We start from the raw sequence: 23,661 nt of genomic DNA, 5'->3' as shown, positions 1-23,661 counted from the left end.
CTTTGTTATAAGCGCATCAGGACTTAGTGATGGGTAACCGCAACGCCGTTTGTCGCTTTTCTGCTGGCAAGAGCGGCAATCAGCAGCGCACAGCAGACGGTAATCAGCGACAGTGCGACCAGGCCCGCCGAATCATTGCCGAAGAAGGTATCGACCTCAACGCGAATGAGCGGCGCCAGGAAGCTACAAAACGCGCCCATGGTGGTGCAAAAGCCGATACTGGCGGCCAGCGCCGAGCCTGACACAATCTGCGCCGGGAAAGTCCAGAAAATGGGTTGCACGGAGAGAAAGCCGATGGCCGACAGCGAGAGCGCGGCAATGGCGAGCACCGGGCCGGACCAGGCAGAAACAAACAGCCCCAGCGCCGCAGCCAGCATGCAGATGACCGAAATCAGTACCCGGCGAGCCGGCATTTTGTCCGCCAGACGCGGAATGTAATAGACGCCGACGGCGGAGCAGGCCCACGGAATGGCGGCGACCAGCGACTCTTTAAAGCCGAGCGTGGAACCCATTAGCGAGGCGACTTGCGAAGGCAGGAAGAACATCAGTCCGTACACGCTGATCTGGATGGTGCCGTAGATCAGCGCCAGGTGCCAGACTTTAAGGCTTTTCAGCGCGGTACCAACGCTGCTGGTTTCCGTCTGTCGCTGCTCCTGCTGTAGCTGGGCAATCAGCGCCTTTTTCTCTTCTTCGTTCAGGAAGCGCGCTTTGGCTGGCGTATCGTCGAGCCAGAACCAGGCGAAGATCCCCATGATGACCGCCGGAATGCCTTCAATAAAGAACATCCAGAACCAGCCGGGTTTACCAAGGAAACCGTGCATTTCCAGCAGCGCGCCGGAGATGGGCGAGCCTAAGGTCAGCGCCAGCGGTACGCCGAGTACGAAGATACCGACGACGGATGCGCGAACTTTATTGGGAAAGTAGATGGAGGCCAGCAGCAGAATACCGGGATAAAAACCGGCTTCGCCTAATCCCAGTAAAAAACGCAGAACAATAAACTGGGTTTCCGTCTGCACCAGTCCGGTGAGGGCAGAGAGAACGCCCCACAGCGCAGTAGTGATGCTTAACCATTTCTGCGCGCCAATTTTATTCAGGATCAGGTTTGCGGGAATGCCAAATAGCGCATAGGCGGCGAAAAAGATCCCTGCCCCGAGGGCGAAGGCGGAATTGGAGAGCCCAATATCCACCTGCATCGCCTCTTTAGCGAATCCCACGTTCACCCTGTCGATAAAGGCGATGAAGTACAAAATAAACATCAGTGGCACCAGGCGCTTCCATGATTTCGTAATCGCGGAATTGAGGGCCGGATTGTCGTAAGCTGTGATGGTTTTCATAATACCTCCGCGTGGGGGTCAGGCATTAATTTCAATACCAGCACGGGAAAGTATCCGCAAAATACTTTCGGTCTGGCCGGTTGTGAGTGAGCTAAACGGTGGCGTGCAGCGGTCGGACTGAATAATTCCGCGCAGCTGTAGCGCTTTTTTAAATGTTGGAATGAACGGATCGTTAACCGCGTAAATATCCATTAACCCATCCACTTTTTGCTGATACCGCGAAATTTGCTGCAAATCGTTATCGTTAAATGCCTGCATCCAGTCGCGGAATATTTCAGGGCAAATATTGGATAACCCGCCGATACATCCATCGCCCCCCGCCAGGACATTGTGCGCGAAGTTATTGTCATAACCGGCGTAGACTTCAAAATACGGTAGTTCAGATTTTACCTGGCGAATCACCTGCGACGTATGATTGGTGTCCGGAATGGTGTCTTTAAGACCGACAATGTTTGGGAACTCTCTGGCGAGTCGTAAACAGACCTCTGGCGAGACGCAATAGCCGGTACGTTCCGGGAAGTTATAAATAAATATTTTGGCGGCGGTGCGGCGAGCTATCTGGCTATAAAATGTATAAATGCCTTCATCAGTCAGGCGGAAGTACCACGGGCTGATAATCATGACGCCATCCAGTCCGCACTCATCTGCATAGTTAGCCAGCTCTACGCACTCGTCAATATCCATGCGGCTGGTACCCGCATAGGCCTTTATTCCCTCGCGCGGGAACTCTGCCGCCATTTGAATTACCTGACGGGATGTTTTCATATCCAGCGAGAAAAACTCACCGGTACTGCCCATGACGACAAATCCCGATACGCTGCTTTTAATGAAATCATACAGGCGAAAGTTGCCTTCAGGATCCAGCCTGCCCTGCTCATCAAAAACCGTTATTGCCGGGGTGATGTAATGACTTTGCATATTAAACCTCTTTGTTGTTCGTATATACAAACTGTGTTTGTATTTGCGATTAAGCATAAGTAAACACGCCATCGACGTGAAGTCAAATGGCGCCAAAGTCGTGCGGATAATTGATTAAATCAATGAATAGATGGGGAATTATGCAGAATAGTCGGGCGCCACGGTGGATCATTAAATATCGGTATTGTGTGGGTAATCACAATTCCGAAGGCGCCGTTGGCAAATAAATCAGTAATTTTTAATATCAGGCAGCTTATTCAGCACGCTTTCGATACGACCCTTGGCCTCTTTTAGCGCACGAATCACCTGCTGCGTTTTTTCATCGCTGGCGCGGAAAGAGGGCAATGAGACGCTGATCGCCGCCAGAATAATGCCTTTCTGTTGCAGGGGGACGGCGAAGCAGATGGTATCGTCGTTGATTTCCCGATCGTCCATGGCATAACCGTTGGCGGCAACCATATCCAGCTGCTGACGAAGCTGGGCCATATTCGTTACGCTGCGGGCGGTAACGGAAGGAAAACCCTGCGGATAGAGCTCCAGAATCTCTTCGTCGCGGTGCTTATGCAGCAGCGCCTTGCCCAGGGCGGAGCAGATTGCCGGCAGGCGCGTCCCTACCTTAGAGACCAGCTGCACGGTTTGATCGCCCTGGACTTTATCAACATACAGTACCCAGGCGTCATCCAGAATGCCGAGCTGGCAAACTTCGTTGCATTCAGTGACCACCGCGTGCATTTCGCTATTGATCGTTTTCAGCCAGAACTCTTTTTCGACGGTGGCGCTGGCCAGAACCGCGCAGGAGATCCCCAGAGTGTAAATCCCGTTGCGATCGTCGTGACTGATATATTTGCGATACTGCAGTGATTTGAGGATCGGGAAAATGGTTCCCTTGGAAATATCCGTTTTGAGCGATAGCTCGGAAAGCGTCATTCCATCCGCGTTGGCTAAGGTTTCCAGAATGAGCAAAACGCGCTCGGTAGGTTTATGAAGCGTCTTCATATTTTTCCTTTTGACGGCTCGCCGTAGAGTGCTCTTTAACGCACTCTATTTAACTACAGATCCCCGTTTATCTGTAGTCTGCGCCGCCTCTCTTTTTCCTTTGCCATTTCCCTGCCACTTTTTTTTCACCGTTTCATCATGTTTTTGCCAATTTATTGTAATATTTTTGTAATGCAATAGTTATTTTTCTGTCATTCGAGCATGTCATGTTACCCCCGCGAACATAAAACGCGTGAAATCGCGCATCCGGAACAACAAGAGAGATAACCGATGATATCGTTACGACATACAGCTTTAGGACTGGCGCTCAGCCTGGCATTTGCCGGACAAGCCCTGGCGGTAACCACTATCCCATTCTGGCACTCGATGGAAGGGGAGTTGGGGAAAGAAGTTGATTCACTGGCGCAACGTTTCAATGCAGCCAACCCGGACTATAAAATTGTCCCGGTGTATAAAGGCAACTATGAGCAGAGCCTGAGCGCAGGCATCGCCGCCTTCCGTACCGGCAACGCGCCGGCGCTATTACAGGTTTATGAAGTCGGCACCGCGACGATGATGGCCTCAAAGGCGATTAAGCCGGTTTATCAGGTGTTCAGCGATGCGGGCATTCAGTTTGACGAAACGCAGTTCGTTCCCACCGTTTCCGGTTATTACACTGATTCGAAAACCGGACACCTGCTCTCTCAACCGTTTAACAGCTCCACGCCGGTGTTGTACTACAACAAAGACGCCTTTAAAAAAGCCGGGTTAGATCCGGAACAGCCGCCGAAAACCTGGCAGGATCTGGCGGCGTATACCGCGAAGCTGAAGGCTGCCGGGATGAAATGCGGCTACGCCAGCGGCTGGCAGGGCTGGATCCAGATTGAAAACTTCAGCGCCTGGCACGGCCTGCCGGTGGCCACCAAAAACAACGGCTTCGACGGTACCGACGCGGTGCTGGAGTTCAACAAGCCGGAGCAGGTCAAGCATATCGCCCTGCTCGAAGAACTGAACAAGAAAGGCGACTTCAGCTACTTCGGGCGTAAAGACGAATCCACCGAGAAGTTCTATAACGGCGACTGCGCCATTACCACCGCCTCCTCCGGCTCGCTGGCGGATATTCGTCAGTACGCGAAGTTCAACTATGGCGTAGGGATGATGCCGTACGACGCCGACGTGAAAGGCGCGCCGCAAAACGCCATTATCGGCGGGGCCAGCCTGTGGGTGATGCAGGGGAAAGACAAAGAAACCTATACCGGGGTCGCCAGATTTCTCGATTTCCTGACTAAACCGGAAAACGCGGCCGAATGGCACCAGAAAACTGGCTATCTGCCGATTACCACCGCTGCTTATAACCTGACCCGCGAGCAGGGTTTCTATGAAAAGAATCCGGGTGCGGATATTGCGACGCGTCAGATGCTGAATAAGCCGCCGCTGCCGTTCACCAAAGGGCTGCGTCTGGGCAATATGCCGCAGATCCGCACCATCGTGGATGAAGAGCTGGAAAGCGTGTGGACCGGTAAGAAAACGCCCCAGCAGGCGCTTGACGCCGCGGTTGAGCGCGGTAATCAGCTGCTGCGCCGTTTCGAACAGTCAACGAAGTCGTAATCTTTTAGCCCGTCCCTCATCCTCACCCTCTCCCGAAAGCGGAGAGGGACCGTTCGGCGCACTCCTCTTCCTTGCCTTTTGGGAGAGGGCCGGGGTGAGGGGAAAACAACGCAGAGTTTAACTATGTCATCATCCCGTCCGGTGTTTAAATCCCGCTGGCTGCCCTATGTGCTGGTCGCGCCGCAGCTGGTTATCACCGTCGTATTCTTTATCTGGCCCGCTGGCGAAGCGCTGTGGTATTCGCTGCAGAGCGTCGATCCTTTTGGGCTCTCCAGCCAGTTTGTCGGCCTGGACAACTTTTTAGCCCTGTTCCACGATCCGTATTACCTGGACTCCTTCTGGACCACCATTAAGTTCAGTACGATGGTTACCGTCAGCGGTCTGCTGATCTCGCTGTTTTTCGCCGCACTGGTCGATTATGTGGTGCGCGGCAGCCGCTTCTATCAAACGCTGATGCTCCTGCCCTATGCCGTTGCGCCCGCGGTGGCGGCGGTGCTGTGGATCTTCTTATTCAACCCTGGACGCGGGCTGATTACCCATCTTCTCGGCGAAATGGGCTATGACTGGAACCACGCACAGAATAGCGGTCAGGCGATGTTCCTCGTGGTTTTCGCCTCGGTCTGGAAGCAAATTAGTTACAACTTCCTGTTCTTCTTTGCTGCGCTGCAATCGATTCCCCGCTCGCTGGTTGAAGCCGCCGCGATTGACGGCGCCGGGCCGGTTCGCCGCTTCTTCAGGCTGGCGCTACCGCTGATCGCCCCGGTGAGTTTCTTCCTGCTGGTAGTGAATCTGGTGTACGCCTTCTTTGATACCTTTCCGGTTATCGATGCCGCAACCGGCGGCGGGCCGGTGCAGGCGACGACGACGCTGATTTATAAGATCTACCGTGAAGGTTTCGCGGGGCTCGACCTGTCCGCTTCCGCCGCCCAGTCGGTGGTGCTGATGTTCCTCGTCATTATTCTGACGGTGGTGCAATTCCGTTACGTTGAGAAAAAGGTGCGCTACCAATGATTGAAAACCGTCGCGGGCTGACGATTTTCAGCCACACGATGCTGATTTTAGGGATCGCGGTCATTCTGTTCCCGCTGTATGTCGCCTTTGTTGCGGCGACGCTGGACAGTAAAGCGGTCTTTGACACGCCGATGACGCTGATACCCGGCGGGCATCTTCTCGAAAACATGAAGTTTATCTGGGTGAACGGCGTAGGGGCCAATAGCGCGCCGTTCTGGCTGATGATGCTCAACAGCTTCATCATGGCCTTCGGCATCACGGTGGGCAAAATTACGGTCTCGATGCTCTCCGCTTTCGCCATCGTCTGGTTTCGTTTTCCGCTGCGCAACCTGTTCTTCTGGATGATCTTCATCACGCTGATGCTGCCGGTTGAGGTGCGTATTTTCCCGACGGTGGAAGTGATCGCCAACCTGAAAATGCTCGACAGCTATGCCGGACTCACGCTGCCGCTGATGGCCTCGGCGACCGCGACCTTCCTGTTTCGCCAGTTCTTTATGACCCTGCCGGACGAGCTTATCGAGGCCGCACGTATCGACGGCGCATCGCCGATGCGCTTTTTCCGCGACATCGTCCTGCCGCTGTCGAAAACCAACCTGGCGGCGCTGTTCGTCATCACCTTTATTTACGGCTGGAACCAGTATTTGTGGCCGCTGCTGATTATTACCGACGTGAATCTCGGCACCGCGGTCGCGGGCATCAAAGGGATGATCGCCATCGGCCAGGGCACCACGCAGTGGAATCAGGTGATGGCGGCGATGCTGCTCACGTTGATTCCTCCGGTAGTCATCGTTTTAGCCATGCAGCGCGCGTTTGTGCGTGGTTTAGTGGATAGTGAGAAATAAAATGGCAGGACTGAAGCTACAGGCAGTAACCAAAAGCTGGGATGGCAAAACCCAGGTGATCCAACCGCTGACGCTGGACGTTGCGGACGGCGAATTTATTGTGATGGTGGGCCCTTCGGGCTGCGGAAAATCAACCCTGCTGCGTATGGTGGCGGGTCTGGAGCGGGTTACCAGCGGCGATATCTGGATTGACCGCAAGCGTGTTACCGAAATGGAGCCGAAAGATCGCGGCATCGCGATGGTGTTCCAGAACTACGCCCTCTACCCGCATATGAGCGTGGAAGAGAATATGGCGTGGGGTCTGAAAATTCGCGGTTTGGGTAAAGGATTAATTGCTGAGCGCGTCCAGGAGGCGGCGCGCATTCTGGAGCTGGACGGCCTGCTGAAGCGCCGTCCGCGCGAACTTTCAGGCGGCCAGCGCCAGCGCGTGGCGATGGGACGGGCTATCGTACGCGATCCGGCGGTATTCCTGTTTGATGAGCCGCTCTCCAACCTTGATGCTAAACTGCGCGTGCAGATGCGTCTTGAGCTGCAGCAGCTGCACCGACGGCTGAAAACCACCTCGCTGTACGTGACCCACGATCAGGTGGAGGCGATGACCCTCGCCCAGCGGGTGATGGTAATGAATAAAGGCATCGCCGAGCAGATTGGTACGCCGGTCGAAGTCTATGAAAAACCGGCCAGCCGCTTTGTGGCGAGCTTTATCGGCAGCCCGGCAATGAACCTGCTGGAAGGGCGGGTCAGCGATGACGGCAGCCGCTTTGAGCTGGAGGGTGGAATGCTTTTACCTGTCAACAGCGAGCATCGCCGCTATGCCGGGCGTAAGATGACGCTGGGTATCCGCCCGGAACATTTTGCATTAAGCTCCGAAGCGGAAGGTGGCGTACCGTTGGTGATGGATACGCTGGAAATTTTAGGTGCCGATAACCTTGCCCACGGGCGCTGGGGCGCGCAAAAGCTGGTGGTCCGGCTGCCGCACCAGCAGCGTCCGCAGGCGGGCAGCACTCTGTGGCTGCATCTGCCGCAGGAAAGTCTGCACCTTTTTGATAGTGAAACAGGACAACGCGCATGAGTCACTGGCCTTATCCCCATATCGTCGCCCACCGCGGCGGCGGTAAACTGGCCCCGGAAAACACCCTGGCGGCCATCGATACCGGCGCTCGTTATGGCCATACGATGATTGAATTTGACGCTAAGTTATCGAAAGACGGGCACATTTTTTTACTGCACGATGACAATCTTGAACGCACCAGCAACGGCTGGGGCGTGGCGGGCGAGCTGGCGTGGAACGATCTGCTAAAAGTGGATGCCGGTAGCTGGTACAGCGGCAAATTCAAAGGCGAGCCGCTGCCGCTGCTGAGCGAAGTGGCCGATCGCTGCCGTCAGCACGGCATGATGGCCAATATCGAAATTAAACCGACCACCGGCACCGGCCTGGTGACCGGTAAAGCGGTGGCGCTGGCGGCGCGTGAGCTGTGGCAGGGAATGACGCCGCCGCTGCTCTCATCGTTTGAAATCGATGCGCTGGAAGCGGCGCAGGAAGCGGCGCCCGAACTACCGCGTGGGCTACTGCTGGATGAGTGGCGCAACGACTGGCGCGAACTCACCGCGCGTCTTGGCTGCGTCTCTATTCATCTCAACCACAAGCTGCTGGATGAAGCGCGAGTGGCAAACCTGAAGGCTGCAGGCCTGCATATTCTCGTCTATACCGTTAATAAACCGCAGCGTGCCGCCGAACTGCTGCGTTGGGGCGTTGACTGTATCTGCACCGATGCGATTGATCTCATCGGCCCACGCTTTTCGGCATAACAGGCGGCAGGCGGCCTTACGGGGTCGTCTGGCGCTGCAGCATCCCACCGTTGTTGTTGGGTAGAGGCTGCTGCCGGTTCAGGTTGTTATTCTGCTGTACCCGCTGCCGATCGTTATTCAACTGCGTCTGAAGATGCTGCTGCTGCGTGCGCGACTGGCTCTGAATACCCTGCTTCAGAGTGTTTTGCTGCTGCATTTGCTGGGTCTGCATCTGATTTTGCATCCGCTGCTGGCTGGGCACCACGTACCCCGGCTGATTAGGGTTATTGTCGATATTGATCGGCTGCGCCATGACGCTCAGCGGGACCAGCGCCGCCAGATATAACATTGCTTTCATTGTTCTCTCCTCACTTCGTGGGATCGCTTAAGTCTACTCCGTTTCCGGCGTAACAATGATCTTTTAGGACTTATCAGCCAGGCTTATACCCTAAATAATTCGAGTCGCAAGAAGGTGGATCCCGATGAGCTTACTCAGGTAAGCGATGCGGGTGACGAGCGCGGACAGCGTAAGTGCGGCCTGAAGTATAACGGGTATCGACGGGGATAAAACACAATTCAGGAGTATGACAATGAGAAGAACAACGCTCTGGCGTCAGGTGGTCATCGCTGCGCTGCTGGCGGGCGGCAGTTTTACCGTCGCGGCAGATCCCGCTCCGCCTCCGGTCTCGTATGGTGTAGAGGAAGATGTTTTTCATCCGGTTCGCGCTCAGCAGGGGATGGTTGCCTCGGTGGATGCGCTGGCAACGAAGGTTGGCGTGGATATTTTACGTCAGGGCGGCAATGCGGTGGATGCTGCCGTGGCGGTGGGCTACGCGCTGGCGGTCACCCATCCGCAGGCCGGTAATATCGGCGGCGGCGGGTTTATGATGCTGCGAACCAAAGACGGTAATACCACGGCAATCGACTTCCGCGAGATGGCCCCTGAACAGGCCACCCGCGATATGTTTCTCGACGATCAGGGCAATCCGGACAGTAAGAAATCGCTGACCTCCCATCTGGCTTCCGGCATCCCGGGAACCGTGGCCGGCTTCTCCCTCGCGCTGGAGAAATACGGCACGATGCCGCTCAACAAAGTGATCCGTCCGGCAATTAAGCTGGCGGAAGAGGGCTTCACGGTCAACGATGCGCTGGCCGACGATCTGAAAACCTACGGCAGCGAAGTGATCCCCGACCATGCCAACAGCCGGGCTATCTTCTGGAAAAACGGCGAGCCGCTGAAAAAGGGCGATAAGCTGGTGCAAAAACAGCTGGGGAAAAGCCTGGAGCTGATTGCCGAGCTGGGGCCAGATGCCTTCTATAAAGGGGCGATCGCCGACCAGATTGCCGCGGAGATGAAGAATAACGGCGGACTAATCACCAAAGCGGATCTGGCGAATTACAACGCGGTTGAACGTACGCCGGTGAGCGGCGAGTATCGCGGCTATCAGGTGTTCTCCATGCCGCCCCCATCGTCCGGGGGCATTCATATCGTGCAGATCCTGAATATCCTCGAAAACTTCGATATGCATAAGTACGGCTTCGGCAGCGCCGACGCCATGCAGGTGATGGCCGAAGCTGAAAAGCACGCCTATGCCGACCGTTCGGAATACCTTGGCGATCCGGACTTCGTCAAGGTGCCGTGGCAGGCGCTGACCAGCAAAGCCTACGCTAAATCGATTGCCGGGCAGATTGATGTCAATAAGGCGAAGCCGTCGAGCCAGATTCGCCCCGGCAAGCTGGCCCCCTATGAAAGCAATCAGACTACCCATTTCTCGGTGGTGGATAAGGACGGTAACGCCGTTGCGGTGACCTATACGCTGAACACCACCTTTGGCACCGGCATCGTGGCGGGGAACTCAGGCATTCTGCTGAACAATCAGATGGATGATTTCTCAGCTAAACCCGGCGTGCCGAATGTCTACGGGCTGGTGGGTGGCGACGCTAACGCCGTCGAGGCGAAAAAACGTCCGCTGTCATCGATGTCGCCAACGATTGTGGTGAAAGATGGCAAAACCTGGCTGGTGACCGGTAGCCCGGGCGGCAGCCGCATCATCACCACGGTACTGCAGATGGTGGTGAACACCATCGACTTTGGGATGAACGTCGCGGAAGCCACCAACGCCCCGCGCTTCCACCATCAATGGCTGCCGGACGAACTGCGGGTAGAGAAGGGGTTTAGCCCGGATACGCTGAAGCTGCTGGAGAGCAAAGGGCAGAAAGTGGCGGTGAAAGAGGCGATGGGCAGCACCCAGAGTATTATGGTTGGCCCGGATGGCACGCTGTACGGCGCATCCGATCCGCGTTCGCCGGATGATTTAACCGCAGGGTATTAGGTTTACCCTCACCCCGACCCTCTCCCTGCCGGGAGAGGGTTAGTTGAGCGTCACCCCTTCAGCCGCGCCATAAAGTAGGCATCGACATATTCGCCGTTGCGCAGGGCATACTTTCTCCCCGTCCCTTCAATTTCAAAGCCTAATTTCTGATATACCGCAACCGCGGGAGCGTTATCCACAAACACCGTCAACTCAATACGGTCAACGCGGAGCCAGTTGTCGCACATGTCGATCATGGTGCGAATCAGCTCACTGGCAACGCCGCGATTGTGCCATTGTGAATCCACGCAAATGCCGAAATCGGCGACGTGGCTCCGGCGCGGGCGCTGGATAACCTCAATGGCGAGGTGTCCCACGACCTGGTCATCTATGCTGGCGACCAGCTGTTTGACGCCCGGTCGGTCGGTTAGTCGCTCGTGCCACATATGGCTGGAAGGATGAGGAACCTGTAGCGTATTGCGATATACCTCCGGCTGAGCATGGATCTGACGGATTGCGTCGTAATCTTTGGCTTCGGCATGGCGTATCACTATGTCGCTCATTCTTCATTTTCCTTGATGGGTTAATCGTCCTTCTAAACATCACTGACTTTAAAAGAGGGATCAACGACTATTTTTTGCAAAAAGAGGTGGACAAGTGCGAATGAGAATGATTATTATTGCTTTGCGTTCAGGGAGACCCTTGCGGAAAGCCTGAAAGCACGACATTGCTCACATTGCTTCCAGTATTACTTTAGCCAGCCGGGTGCTGGCTTTTTTTTTGCTTTTTTTCAGCCTGCGCCCGGATGTGGCTTACTGCGCCGCTTCGGCAGTATGCGCTTCCGCTCTCTCTTTCGTTTCTACCGCGGTATCTGTGATGAATCCCACCACGTTGTTCTTTTCCGCGACCGGCGGCAGCACTTCTGCCTGGCCGGAAAACACGCCGCCCTTTTTAATGGCCAGCGTACGGTAGGCCAGCGTTCCGGTGACGTTACCGTTTTTATCGATTTCAATGGTATCGCTACTGCACTGGCCGATGACGCAGCCGTCAATAACCAGTTCGCGGCAGGTAATGTTTCCCTCCAGCAGGCCGCCGGTCATGATCTTAATTTGGTTCTCTTTCGCGTCGATATCGCCGCTCACCGTGCCGTAGATATCGACATTACCCGCCGCAATAATGTTTCCTTCAAAGCGCATGCCGCTGGCGATGACCGTGGTATCCGGCTTCCTGGCCGCAGAGGTGACTTTGTCGTTGACCGGCGCGGGTACGCTGGCTGGCTGTGGCGTAACGTCGATAGTTTTATTCTTTTTAAACACATGGTTAACCCGATGGTATTGAAAATGAAAAACGAAGGATGACAGGGAGAAAGAACCAGATAACAAGGCCATGTACGTGGATTCGAAGCACCATGCCAGCAGGCCAAGCAGCCAGAAGAGAAGAGCGCTATTTATGGCTAAATACTTGCTTTCCATGCGAATGAGATGGCTACTCCTTAGTCATCGTGGGTTGGAAAAGAGAAGGACGATGTGGCTTACTAACCGCCAGCGCGCTGGATAAAAAATGTTCTCTTCCTGAGGGTTTCTCTTATCCAGAAATTAGTCTGCGGGGTCAATCATTTTGAACGGTAAATTTAACATTTCAGAATATACCCCTTTGAATGTAGGGTTTAAGTTCGCTGCTGGCTTGCGCTATGGTTAATAGCAGCGATATTAACTAAGGACAGCGTTATGACTTTACACTGCGCATTTATTGGATTCGGCAAAAGTACCACCCGCTACCATCTTCCCTATGTTTTGCACCGAAAAGACAGCTGGCATGTGGCGCATATCTTCCGCCGCAGCGCCAGGCCGGAGGAGCAGGCGCCGCAGTATTCGCACATCCACTTCACCAGCGATCTCGATGAAGTGCTTAACGACCCGCAGGTCAAGCTGGTGATCGTGTGTACCCACGCGGACAGCCATTTTGATTATGCCAAACGGGCGCTGGAGGCGGGTAAAAATGTGCTGGTCGAAAAGCCTTTTACGCCGACTCTGGACGAGGCGAAGACGCTATTCGCGCTGGCGAAAAGCAAAGGGCTGACGGTCACTCCGTACCAGAACCGCCGCTTTGACTCCTGCTTTCTGACCACGAAGAAAGTCATTGAGAGCGGCAAACTGGGGGAGCTCGTCGAGATTGAAAACCATTTCGATAACTATCGCCCGATAGATGGTGGAAAGCCTGGCCTACCGCAGGATGGGACGTTCTATGGTCTGGGGGTCCATACCATGGACCAAATTATTGCTCTGTTTGGCCGCCCGGATCATGTGTCTTACGACATTCGTAGCCTGCGCAACCAGGCCAACCCGGACGATACTTTTGAGGCCCAGCTGTTCTACGGCAATCTGAAAGCGATTGTTAAATCCAGCCATCTGGTGAAGCTGCCCTACCCAAAATTCATCGTCCATGGTCATAAAGGGTCATTTATTAAATACGGTATCGACCAGCAGGAGACCAGCCTGAAGGCGAATATCATGCCCGGTGAGCCAGGATTCGGCGCGGACGATACGTTGGGCCTGCTGGAGTACGTCAATGAGGCAGGGGAAACCGTACGGGAAGAGGTTCCGCTTGAAACAGGCGACTATGGCCGCGTCTATGATTCGCTGTATGAAACCCTCGTTAACGGCCAGCCTAATTTCGTCAAGGAATCTGAGGTTCTCACGAATATAGAGATCCTTGAACGCGGCTTTGAGCAGCCGTCTCCCGCCACTATAACCCTTGCAGGATAAGCAACTCCGGCTCCTCTGTGCTTGTTCATATTTTTTGAACAGAGGAGTCAATTTTCACCCTCTATGATCGCCAGGGGATTGGGTCCACACTTATCCCATCGAAAACATACGGGGGTGCAACATGATCTACTTACGCAAAGCTAACGAACGCGGCCACGCTAACCACGGCTGGCTGGATTCCTGGCATACTTTCTCTTTCGCGAACTATTACGATCCTGACTTTATGGGCTTCTCGGCGCTGCGGGTTATCAACGATGACGTGATCGACGCAGGCCAGGGCTTCGGTACCCATCCGCATAAAGATATGGAAATTCTGACCTACGTGCTGGAAGGGGCCGTGGAGCATCAGGACAGCATGGGTAACAAAGAGCAGGTTCCGGCGGGTGAGTTTCAGATCATGAGCGCGGGTACCGGTATTCGTCACTCTGAGTACAACCCAAGCGCCACGGAAAAACTGCATCTGTACCAGATCTGGATTATGCCGGAAAAAAATGGCATCACTCCGCGCTACGAACAGCGCCGCTTTGACGTCGTTCAGGGCAAACAGCTGGTGCTGTCGCCGGATGCTCGCGAAGGCTCGCTGAAAGTGTACCAGGATATGGAACTGTACCGCTGGGCGCTGCTGAAAGACGAGCAGTCGGTGCATCAGATTGCCGCCGAACGTCGGGTGTGGATCCAGGTGGTGAAAGGTGAAGTCACCATCAACGGAACGAAGGCCACCACCAGCGATGGCCTGGCCATTTGGGACGAGCAGGCGATTTCCGTGCATGCTGACGGCGATAGCGAGATACTGCTGTTCGATCTGCCGCCAGTCTGATACGCGTCATCCTTCAAGCCGCATTTTTGTTGGCTCTCCTCCCTCACCCCGGTCGCGTACCCCTTGTACGCTTCCGGGGGTTTGTTGCGTTGCCGCCTCAATGCAACTTGAATGATTTTGCGTATCCACTCTAAATTAATCTGTTAGCCCTCTTTTCTCCGGGAAGGTTGGGCTTTGTCCGTGATAAACTGAGAAAATGTCTCCCGTTTATCACAGTCAGGACGATGAAAAAGAAAAGACCCGTACTTCAGGATGTAGCCGATCTTGTCGGCGTGACCAAAATGACGGTCAGTCGCTATTTACGTAACCCGGAACAGGTTTCCGAAGCGCTGCGTGGCAAGATTGCCGTTGCTCTCGATGAACTGGGTTATATTCCTAATCGCGCCCCTGATATCCTCTCTAATGCTACCAGCCGCGCCATTGGCGTGCTGCTGCCCTCGTTAACTAACCAGGTCTTCTCGGAAGTGCTGCGCGGTATTGAAAGCGTAACCGACTCTTTCGGCTATCAGACTATGCTGGCGCACTACGGCTATAAGCCGGAAATGGAAGAAAAACGCCTGGAATCGATGCTCTCCTGGAATATTGACGGCCTGATCCTTACCGAACGAACCCATACGCCGCGAACCCTGAAGATGATTGAAGTCGCGGGTATCCCGGTTGTGGAGCTGATGGACAGTCAGTCGCCGTGCCTCGATATCGCCGTCGGCTTTGATAACTTTGAAGCGGCCCGACAGATGACCGCGGCGATTATCAATCATGGTCACCGTCACGTTGCCTATCTTGGCGCACGTCTTGATGAACGTACTATCATCAAACAGAAGGGGTATGAGCAAGCGATGCTTGATGCCGGAATGACGCCCTACAGCGTGATGGTTGAGCAGTCTTCTTCTTATTCATCGGGAATTGAGCTGATGCGCCAGGCGCGTCGCGAATATCCGCAGCTTGACGGCATTTTCTGTACCAACGATGACCTTGCGGTCGGCGCAGCGTTTGAGTGCCAGCGGCTGGGGCTTAAAATCCCTGACGATATGGCGATTGCCGGTTTCCACGGCCACGATATTGGTCAGGTGATGGAGCCGCGTCTGGCCAGCGTGCTGACGCCGCGTGAGCGTATGGGGCGGATTGGCGCTGAACGTCTGCTGGCGCGGATACGCGGTGAAACGGTGACGCCTAAGATGTTAGATTTAGGTTTCACATTGTCACCGGGCGGATCTATTTAAACTGACAAATTTGAAGTAGATCACACATATTCACATCTGGCACGAATGGTTATTGCTTCTCCACTACTCCGGCATGACAATGTTACCGATAACAGTTACCCGTAACAATTAATCTGTACGCCAGTATTCCACGCCGTTAAACGCTGCCAGGCTGCGCGTATGTGTCCAGTGGGAGGAAGCTTTGAGCACGACTAACCATGATCACCACATCTATGTCCTGATGGGCGTTTCCGGCAGCGGGAAATCCGCTGTCGCCAGCGAAGTGGCGCATCAACTGCACGCCGCGTTTCTCGACGGCGACTTTCTTCATCCGCGCAGCAATATCAACAAGATGGCTTCTGGCGAACCGTTAAATGATGACGACCGCACCCCGTGGCTGCAGGCGCTGAACGATGCCGCCTTTGCTATGCAGCGCACCAATAAAGTGTCGCTGATTGTCTGCTCCGCGTTGAAAAAGAGCTATCGCGACATCCTGCGTAAAGGTAACCCGAACCTCTCCTTTATCTATCTGAAAGGTGATTTTGCGGTTATCGAACAACGTCTGAAGGCGCGTAAAGGCCACTTCTTTAAGACCCAGATGCTGGTTACGCAGTTTGAGACGCTGCAGGAACCGGGCGCGGATGAAAGCGATGTGTTAATCGTCGATATCGACCAGTCATTGGAAGGCGTGGTCGCCAGCACCATTGAGGTGATCAACAAAGGCAGTAACTAGTGAGTACATTAACGCTTGTTTTGACAGCAGTCGGCTCCGTTTTGCTGCTGCTGTTTTTAGTCATGAAGGCGCGTATGCATGCCTTCGTGGCTTTGATGGTGGTTTCTATTGGAGCAGGGCTTTTTTCCGGAATGCCGTTAGATAAGATCGCGGCGACGATGGAAAAAGGCATGGGCGGCACGCTGGGTTTTCTGGCTATCGTCGTCGCGTTAGGGGCTATGTTTGGTAAGATCCTGCATGAAACCGGCGCGGTCGACCAGATTGCCGTTAAGATGCTGAGATCTTTCGGCCACAATCGCGCCCATTATGCGATAGGTCTGGCCGGGCTTATCTGCGCGCTGCCGCTGTTTTTTGAAGTGGCGATCGTGCTGCTGATCAGCGTGGCTTTCTCAATGGCGCGCCATACCGGCACCAACCTTGTGAAGCTGGTGATCCCGCTGTTTGCTGGCGTAGCCGCCGCGGCCGCGTTCCTGCTACCGGGGCCTGCGCCGATGCTGCTCGCCTCGCAGATGCATGCCGACTTTGGCTGGATGATCCTGATTGGCCTGTGCGCCGCTATCCCGGGGATGATTATTGCCGGGCCGCTGTGGGGTAACTTCATCAGCCGCTATGTTGAACTGCACATTCCGGACGATATTAGCGAGCCACACCTTGGCGAAGGCAAAATGCCGTCGTTCGGCTTCAGCCTGTCGCTGATTCTGCTGCCGCTGGTGCTGGTTGGCCTGAAAACCATCGCCGCGCGCTTTGTGCCGGAAGGTTCTACCGCTTACGAATGGTTTGAGTTTATCGGCCATCCGTTTACCGCGATTCTGGTGGCGTGCCTGGTGGCTATCTATGGTCTGGCGGTACGTCAGGGAATGGCTAAAGATCGGGTGATGGAGATTTGCGGTCATGCGCTCCAGCCTGCGGGCATCATCCTGCTGGTCATCGGTGCGGGCGGGGTGTTTAAACAGGTGCTGGTCGACTCCGGCGTAGGCCCTGCCCTCGGTGAAGCGTTAACCGGTATGGGCCTGCCGATTGCCATCACCTGCTTCGTGCTGGCGGCGGCGGTGCGTATTATTCAGGGTTCCGCGACCGTTGCCTGCCTGACGGCAGTCGGGCTGGTGATGCCGGTTATTGAACAGCTGCACTACAGCGGCGCGCAGATGGCGGCGCTCTCTATCTGTATCGCCGGCGGTTCTATCGTGGTCAGCCACGTTAACGACGCGGGCTTCTGGTTGTTCGGCAAGTTTACCGGCGCGACCGAAGCGCAAACGCTGAAAACCTGGACGATGATGGAAACCATCCTCGGCACCGTCGGGGCGATTGTTGGTATGATTGCGTTTACGCTGTTGAGCTAAACGCCAAAGTGATAACCCGGCGGAGCGAAGCGATGCCGGGTTAATTTCATGCTCGACTTATATCGAAAACCTTTAGCTTTAACCCTCTCCCGATTTGCCACTATCAGAAATACGATAAACGTCATACGGCTCACAAACCCACGCCACGCCTGGTTTTATCGGTCTTCTCCGCAAGAATAAAACAACCCAATTTCTGCTGTAATCCATAATCTTGATCAATAAAATAGCGGCGGAAAATATTCCCTTCTCAATCTAAATTCCCTGATAATTATTCGGGTATTCCGGGGTGCCAGTGACGGCGGCCGCCAGGCAAAATTAGCTGCGTTACTGATTGCCTGGCAATCATTGATTAATTTCACTTGCGACTTTAGCTGCATTTTGTAATGTGAAGGACTAACCAGTAGGAAACTGGCCTGGAACAAACAGCACACACCTCGCAGGAATACGTTATGAAAAATGTTGGTTTTATCGGCTGGCGCGGAATGGTCGGCTCTGTCCTCATGCAACGCATGGTAGAAGAGCGCGATTTTGACGCCATTCGCCCTGTTTTTTTCTCCACCTCCCAGTTGGGGCAGCCTGCTCCATCCTTTGGTGGCAGTACCGGTGGCACGCTTCAGGATGCATTCGATCTGGAAGCACTGAAGGCGCTGGACATTATTGTCACGTGTCAGGGCGGCGATTACACCAACGATATTTACCCGAAGCTGCGTGAAAGCGGCTGGCAGGGCTACTGGATTGACGCCGCCTCTTCGCTGCGCATGAAAGACGACGCCATCATTATTCTTGACCCGGTGAACCAGGATGTCATTACCGCAGGTCTGAACAACGGCGTTAAAACCTTTGTCGGCGGCAACTGTACCGTTAGCCTGATGCTGATGTCCCTCGGCGGCCTGTTTGCTCAGGATCTGGTTGAGTGGGTGAGCGTGGCGACTTACCAGGCGGCTTCCGGCGGCGGTGCGCGTCATATGCGCGAACTGCTGACCCAGATGGGCCAGCTGCACAGCCATGTTGCGGCTGAGCTGGCGGATCCGGCTTCCGCAATCCTGGAGATTGAACGCAAAGTCACCTCTTTGACCCGCAGCGGCGAACTGGCGGTGGATAACTTTGGCGTTCCTCTGGCGGGCAGCCTGATCCCATGGATCGACAAACAGCTGGATAACGGCCAGAGCCGTGAAGAGTGGAAAGGCCAGGCGGAGACTAACAAAATCCTCGCGACCGCCTCACCGATTCCGGTAGACGGCCTGTGCGTTCGCGTTGGCGCGCTGCGCTGCCATAGCCAGGCGTTTACCATCAAGCTGAAAAAAGATGTTTCTATTCCGACCGTTGAAGAACTGCTGGCCGCGCACAACCCGTGGGCCAAAGTGGTGCCGAACGATCGTGATATTACTATGCGTGAGCTGACCCCGGCTGCCGTCACCGGCACCCTGACCACCCCGGTGGGGCGCCTGCGTAAACTGAATATGGGGCCGGAGTATCTGTCGGCGTTCACCGTTGGTGACCAGCTACTGTGGGGGGCCGCCGAGCCGCTCCGCCGTATGCTAAGACAGCTGGCGTAGTCGTCACAAGATGAGAAAAGGGGTGTTGAAACACCCCTTTTTTTTGCGTAATACAAGGAGTAAACGCGAATGTTAGATTTTTCCCAACGGAGGTAACTCAGCCTTGGCTATGCTTTAAGTAAGGAGTCATGACGTCTCCTTACCTGAAGGTGGGACGGAGCAGGGGGACGCGTAACGTGCTGCGCCGTTCAGGTCAAAAAAAAGTCGCCAGATACAGGAAAGGGCGACACCTACAACAGGATGAAACCATGTCTAATCGTATCGATAAGGACGTGATTAATGCGCTTATCGCCGGCCATTTTGCGGATCCTTTTTCCGTGCTTGGCATGCATTACACCGACGCCGGGCTGGAAGTTCGTGCATTATTACCCGATGCCACCGAAGTGTGGGTCATTGAACCAAAAACCGGACGCAAAGTCGGCAAGCTGGAATGCCTCGACTCGCGCGGTTTCTTTAGCGGCGTTCTGCCGCGTCGTAAAAATCCTTTTCGTTATCAGTTGGCTGTCACCTGGCACGGGCAGCAGAATCTGATCGATGACCCGTACCGTTTTGGCCCGCTGCTGCAGGATCTGGATGTCTGGCTGCTGTCGGAAGGCACGCACCTGCGTCCGTATGAAACGTTGGGCGCGCATGCCGATACTATGGACGGCGTGGTCGGCACGCGTTTCTCGGTCTGGGCGCCTAACGCCCGTCGGGTGTCGGTCGTCGGCCAGTTTAACTACTGGGATGGTCGCCGCCACCCGATGCGCCTGCGTAAAGAGTCCGGCATCTGGGAGCTGTTCGTTCCCGGCGCGCTGAACGGCCAGCTGTATAAATTCGAGCTGATTGATGCCCACGGCAACCTGCGGGTGAAGTCCGACCCTTACGCTTTTGAAGCGCAGATGCGCCCGGATAGCGCCTCGCTCATCTGCGGGCTGCCGGAAAAGGTCCAGCAGCCGCCGGAGCGCAAGCTGGCTAACCAGTTTGATGCGCCAATCTCGATTTATGAGGTGCACCTCGGCTCCTGGCGTCGCCATACCGATAATAACTTCTGGCTGAGCTACCGCGAGCTTGCCGACCAACTGGTGCCTTATGCCAAATGGATGGGCTTCACCCATCTTGAACTACTACCGGTTAATGAGCATCCGTTTGACGGCAGCTGGGGCTATCAGCCAACCGGGCTATATGCGCCAACTCGTCGCTTCGGCACCCGGGAGGATTTCCTCTACTTTATCAACGCCGCGCACGCTGCGGGCCTGAACGTGATTCTGGACTGGGTACCCGGCCATTTTCCGGCGGATGATTTCGCGCTCGCCTCGTTTGACGGCACCTCGTTGTATGAACATAGCGACCCGCGCGAAGGCTACCACCAGGACTGGAACACCCTGATTTACAACTACGGTCGTCGCGAGGTCAGTAATTATCTGGTCGGCAATGCGCTGTACTGGATCGAACGCTTCGGCATTGACGCGCTGCGGGTTGATGCGGTGGCATCAATGATTTATCGCGACTATAGCCGCAAACAGGGCGAGTGGGTGCCGAACGAATTCGGCGGTCGGGAAAACCTTGAAGCCATTGAGTTTCTGCGCAATACCAACCGCGTGCTGGGCGAGCAGACGCCGGGCGCGGTGACGATGGCGGAAGAGTCGACCGATTTCCCCGGCGTGTCTCGTCCTTCCTCCACCGGCGGGCTCGGCTTCTGGTTCAAGTGGAACCTTGGCTGGATGCACGACACCCTCGACTATATGAAGCTGGACCCGGTGCATCGCCGACATCATCACGACAAGATGACCTTCGGTATGCTCTACAACTACACCGAAAACTTTGTCCTGCCGCTCTCTCATGATGAGGTCGTGCACGGCAAAAAATCGATTCTCGACCGTATGCCGGGCGATGCCTGGCAGAAGTTCGCTAACCTGCGCGCGTACTACGGCTGGCTGTTTGCCTTCCCGGGTAAAAAGCTGCTGTTTATGGGCAATGAGTTTGCTCAAGGGCGAGAATGGAACCACGATACAAGCCTTGACTGGCATCTGCTGGAAGGCGGCGATAACTGGCACCACGGCGTCCAGCGGCTGGTGCGCGATCTCAACCATACTTATCGCCACCATAAAGCGCTGCATGAACTGGATTTTGACCCCTACGGATTTGAATGGCTGGTGGTGGACGACCACGAGCGCTCGGTCTTTATCTTTGTTCGTCGCGACAGGGCGGGTAACGAAATTATCGTCGCCAGCAACTTCACGCCAGTGCCGCGCCATGAGTATCGCTTTGGCATCAACCAGCCTGGCCGCTGGCGTGAAGAGCTGAACACCGACTCTATGCACTACCACGGTAGCAATACCGGCAACGGCGGCGTCGTCGAGAGCGACCCGATCGCCAGCCACGGTCGTGAACACTCGCTCTCCATTACGCTGCCGCCGCTGGCGACGGTATGGCTGGTGCGGGAGGCGCAATGATCGCACTCACGGCAGGAAAGCCCGCGCCTTTAGGGGCCAGCTACGACGGTAAGGGCGTGAATTTCGCGCTCTTTTCCGTCCATGCGGAGCGGGTGGAACTCTGCGTGTTTGACGAGCAGGGCAATGAGCGGCGAGTCGACCTGCCCGCACGCAGCGGCGATATCTGGCACGGCTGGCTCGCCGATGTCGGGCCAGGTCTGCGCTACGGCTACCGCGTCCACGGCCCCTGGGACCCGGCGCAGGGGCACCGTTTCAATCCGGCAAAGCTGCTGCTCGATCCCTGCTGCCACCAGGTGGATGGCGGACTGCCTGACGACGAGCGACTTCACGGCGGCGATAGCGTTCCCGATAACCGCGATAGCGCGGCAATAGCGCCGAAGTCGCGGGTAATCGACCTCCATTATGACTGGCGCGGCGATAAGCCGCCGCGCACGCCGTGGGGCCAGACGGTGATTTATGAAGCCCACGTCAAGGGGCTGACCTGGCTGCATCCTGAGCTGCCGGAAGAGATCCGCGGCACCTACAAAGCGCTGGGTCATCCGGTGATGATCGAATACTTCCGCACGCTCGGCATTACTGCACTAGAGTTAATGCCGGTGGCGCAGTTCGCCAGCGAACCGCGTTTGCAGAGGATGGGGTTAAGCAACTATTGGGGCTACAACCCGCTGGCGATTTTTGCCCTCGATACGCGCTACGCCAGCGCGCCGGAGCAGGCGTTAAACGAATTTCGCGATGCGGTAAAAGCGCTGCACGCGGCAGGTATTGAAGTGATCCTTGACGTGGTGTTGAACCATAGCGCGGAGATAGACCTGGAAGGGCCGACCTTCTCCCTGCGCGGAATCGACAACCGTAGCTATTATTGGATCAGGGAAGACGGTGATTACCACAACTGGACCGGCTGCGGGAACACCCTCAACCTCAGCCATCCCGGGGTGGTGGAGTATGCGCGCCAGTGTCTGCGCTTTTGGGTCGATGAGTGCCACGTCGACGGTTTTCGTTTCGACCTCGCCTCGGTAATGGGGCGGACGCCGGAGTTTCGTCAGGATGCGCCGCTGTTTGAGGCCATTCGTAACGATCCGCGGCTTGCGGAAGTGAAGCTGATTGCCGAGCCCTGGGATATCGGTCCCGGGGGCTACCAGGTCGGTAACTTTCCGCCGTTGTTTGCTGAATGGAACGACCATTTCCGCGATACCGCACGTCGATTCTGGCTACAGCAGAACGTCTCGCTGGGCGACTTCGCGCTGCGTTTTGCCGCATCGAGCGACGTTTTCCAGCGTAACGGCAGAGCGCCGTCGGCGGCGATTAATCTGGTCACCGCGCACGATGGTTTCACCCTGCGCGACTGCGTTTGTTTCAATCAGAAACACAATGAGGCAAACGGGGAGGAGAATCGCGATGGGACTAACAATAACTACAGCAACAATCATGGTATAGAAGGATTAGAAGGGAGTCTTGCCGTCATTGAGCGGCGCCGTGCCAGCGTTCACGCTCTTCTGGCGACGCTACTGCTGGCGCAGGGAACGCCGATGCTGCTGGCGGGTGACGAACACGGTCACAGCCAGCATGGCAACAACAATTCTTACTGTCAGGACAATGCGTTGACCTGGCTGGACTGGAACCATACTAACCGCGGGCTGACCGCGTTCACCGCCGCGTTGATTCATCTGCGCCAGCGTATTTCGGCTTTAACCGATAATCGCTGGTGGCAGGAGGGAGACGGCAGCGTTCGCTGGTTAAACCAACATGCTCAGCCGTTGTCCGCTGATGAATGGCAGCACGGTGCGCCGCGCATGCAGATCATATTGTCCGATCGCTGGCTGATGGCGCTGAACGCCACCGCCGAGGTGGCAGAGATGGTTTTACCCGCGGGGGAATGGCGCGCCATTCCACCTTTCGCCGGAGAGGATAATCCGGTCACTATGGCTGTCTGGCATGGGCCCGCGCACGGAGTGTGCGTATTTCAAAGGTCGTAACCTCGGGGCTTCCGGTTGGTCTCGAAGCGGCGGCGCGACGAGAAGGGCAGGCAAG

At 55.5% G+C, this 23,661-nt stretch carries 20 protein-coding genes; 14 read left to right on the top strand and 6 right to left on the bottom strand.

Annotated features, from left to right (window positions below):
- Positions 1–23 precede the first annotated feature (23 nt).
- The 3 genes from HMPREF3178_RS26350 to HMPREF3178_RS26340 form a co-directional block, all read right to left on the bottom strand.
- Positions 24–1,334, bottom strand: a complete 1,311-nt coding sequence (locus tag HMPREF3178_RS26350; protein WP_004106530.1) for an MFS transporter — start codon at positions 1,332–1,334, stop codon at positions 24–26.
- Positions 1,335–1,352: 18 nt separating this feature from the next.
- Positions 1,353–2,252 (bottom strand): dihydrodipicolinate synthase family protein, encoded by a 900-nt coding sequence (locus HMPREF3178_RS26345; protein ID WP_004106528.1) that lies wholly within the window; start codon positions 2,250–2,252, stop codon positions 1,353–1,355.
- A 228-nt stretch (positions 2,253–2,480) separates the two neighbouring features.
- Positions 2,481–3,248 carry an IclR family transcriptional regulator gene (locus HMPREF3178_RS26340; protein ID WP_004106526.1) on the bottom strand — a complete coding sequence of 256 codons (768 nt, stop codon included), beginning with the start codon at positions 3,246–3,248 and terminating at the stop codon, positions 2,481–2,483.
- A gap of 270 nt (positions 3,249–3,518) precedes the next feature.
- Between HMPREF3178_RS26340 and ugpB the strand changes: the two genes are divergently transcribed.
- The 5 genes from ugpB (at position 3,519) to ugpQ (ending at position 8,497) form a co-directional block, all read left to right on the top strand.
- Entirely contained in the window at positions 3,519–4,835 is a 1,317-nt protein-coding gene (gene ugpB, locus HMPREF3178_RS26335; protein ID WP_004116054.1) for a sn-glycerol-3-phosphate ABC transporter substrate-binding protein UgpB, read from the top strand.
- Positions 4,836–4,958: 123 nt separating this feature from the next.
- Positions 4,959–5,846 carry a sn-glycerol-3-phosphate ABC transporter permease UgpA gene (ugpA, locus tag HMPREF3178_RS26330; RefSeq protein WP_004106512.1) on the top strand — a complete coding sequence of 296 codons (888 nt, stop codon included), beginning with the start codon at positions 4,959–4,961 and terminating at the stop codon, positions 5,844–5,846.
- Positions 5,843–6,688: a sn-glycerol-3-phosphate ABC transporter permease UgpE gene (gene ugpE / locus HMPREF3178_RS26325; RefSeq protein WP_004116045.1), complete on the top strand. Its 846-nt coding sequence runs from the start codon at positions 5,843–5,845 to the stop codon at positions 6,686–6,688. The genes ugpA and ugpE overlap by 4 nt, the downstream gene beginning before the upstream one ends.
- A gap of 1 nt (position 6,689) precedes the next feature.
- Positions 6,690–7,760, top strand: coding sequence for a sn-glycerol-3-phosphate import ATP-binding protein UgpC (locus HMPREF3178_RS26320; protein WP_017145297.1), 1,071 nt, complete (start codon positions 6,690–6,692; stop codon positions 7,758–7,760).
- Positions 7,757–8,497, top strand: a complete 741-nt coding sequence (gene ugpQ, locus HMPREF3178_RS26315) for a glycerophosphodiester phosphodiesterase (RefSeq protein WP_004106507.1) — start codon at positions 7,757–7,759, stop codon at positions 8,495–8,497. Before HMPREF3178_RS26320 ends, ugpQ begins: the two co-directional genes overlap by 4 nt.
- Positions 8,498–8,513: 16 nt before the next feature.
- Here ugpQ and HMPREF3178_RS26310 read toward each other — a convergent pair whose 3' ends face one another.
- The gene (locus tag HMPREF3178_RS26310) at positions 8,514–8,834 is read right to left on the bottom strand and encodes a DUF2756 family protein (protein ID WP_016810027.1); all 321 of its coding nucleotides are present in this window, start codon (positions 8,832–8,834) and stop codon (positions 8,514–8,516) included.
- A gap of 232 nt (positions 8,835–9,066) precedes the next feature.
- On the opposite strand from HMPREF3178_RS26310, the gene ggt reads away from it, so the two are divergent.
- Entirely contained in the window at positions 9,067–10,809 is a 1,743-nt protein-coding gene (gene ggt, locus HMPREF3178_RS26305; protein WP_004106505.1) for a gamma-glutamyltransferase, read from the top strand.
- Between the two features lie 50 nt (positions 10,810–10,859).
- On the opposite strand, the gene yhhY is transcribed toward ggt, so the two are convergent.
- Both yhhY and HMPREF3178_RS26295 read right to left on the bottom strand, forming a co-directional pair.
- Positions 10,860–11,351 carry an N-acetyltransferase gene (yhhY, locus tag HMPREF3178_RS26300; protein ID WP_017145298.1) on the bottom strand — a complete coding sequence of 164 codons (492 nt, stop codon included), beginning with the start codon at positions 11,349–11,351 and terminating at the stop codon, positions 10,860–10,862.
- A 249-nt stretch (positions 11,352–11,600) separates the two neighbouring features.
- Positions 11,601–12,104 (bottom strand): bactofilin family protein, encoded by a 504-nt coding sequence (locus HMPREF3178_RS26295; RefSeq protein WP_227499092.1) that lies wholly within the window; start codon positions 12,102–12,104, stop codon positions 11,601–11,603.
- Between the two features lie 411 nt (positions 12,105–12,515).
- On the opposite strand from HMPREF3178_RS26295, the gene HMPREF3178_RS26290 reads away from it, so the two are divergent.
- From HMPREF3178_RS26290 to glgX, 8 genes are all read left to right on the top strand, one after another.
- The gene (locus HMPREF3178_RS26290; protein WP_017145300.1) at positions 12,516–13,553 is read left to right on the top strand and encodes an oxidoreductase; all 1,038 of its coding nucleotides are present in this window, start codon (positions 12,516–12,518) and stop codon (positions 13,551–13,553) included.
- Positions 13,554–13,674: 121 nt separating this feature from the next.
- Positions 13,675–14,370, top strand: coding sequence for a pirin family protein (locus HMPREF3178_RS26285; protein WP_017145301.1), 696 nt, complete (start codon positions 13,675–13,677; stop codon positions 14,368–14,370).
- A 224-nt stretch (positions 14,371–14,594) separates the two neighbouring features.
- Positions 14,595–15,590: a gluconate operon transcriptional repressor GntR gene (gene gntR / locus HMPREF3178_RS26280; protein ID WP_017145302.1), complete on the top strand. Its 996-nt coding sequence runs from the start codon at positions 14,595–14,597 to the stop codon at positions 15,588–15,590.
- A gap of 181 nt (positions 15,591–15,771) precedes the next feature.
- Positions 15,772–16,302, top strand: a complete 531-nt coding sequence (gene gntK / locus HMPREF3178_RS26275; protein ID WP_004106496.1) for a gluconokinase — start codon at positions 15,772–15,774, stop codon at positions 16,300–16,302.
- A complete protein-coding gene (gntU, locus tag HMPREF3178_RS26270; protein ID WP_004106495.1) occupies positions 16,302–17,642 on the top strand; it encodes a gluconate transporter in 1,341 nt (446 codons plus the stop codon). Before gntK ends, gntU begins: the two co-directional genes overlap by 1 nt.
- 449 nt (positions 17,643–18,091) lie before the next feature.
- A complete protein-coding gene (asd, locus tag HMPREF3178_RS26265; protein ID WP_004106493.1) occupies positions 18,092–19,198 on the top strand; it encodes an aspartate-semialdehyde dehydrogenase in 1,107 nt (368 codons plus the stop codon).
- Between the two features lie 248 nt (positions 19,199–19,446).
- Complete coding sequence (gene glgB / locus HMPREF3178_RS26260) at positions 19,447–21,633, top strand: 1,4-alpha-glucan branching enzyme (RefSeq protein WP_004106491.1); 2,187 nt, start codon at positions 19,447–19,449, stop codon at positions 21,631–21,633.
- Entirely contained in the window at positions 21,630–23,606 is a 1,977-nt protein-coding gene (gene glgX, locus HMPREF3178_RS26255; protein ID WP_017145303.1) for a glycogen debranching protein GlgX, read from the top strand. Before glgB ends, glgX begins: the two co-directional genes overlap by 4 nt.
- The last annotated feature ends 55 nt before the right edge of the window (positions 23,607–23,661 follow it).

It is taken from the genome of Klebsiella sp. HMSC09D12, from assembly GCF_001808475.1.
Taxonomy (GTDB): domain Bacteria; phylum Pseudomonadota; class Gammaproteobacteria; order Enterobacterales; family Enterobacteriaceae; genus Klebsiella; species Klebsiella oxytoca.
The sequence above is the reverse complement of the archived record's forward strand: the minus strand, read 5'-3'. Positions and strand labels throughout refer to the sequence as shown.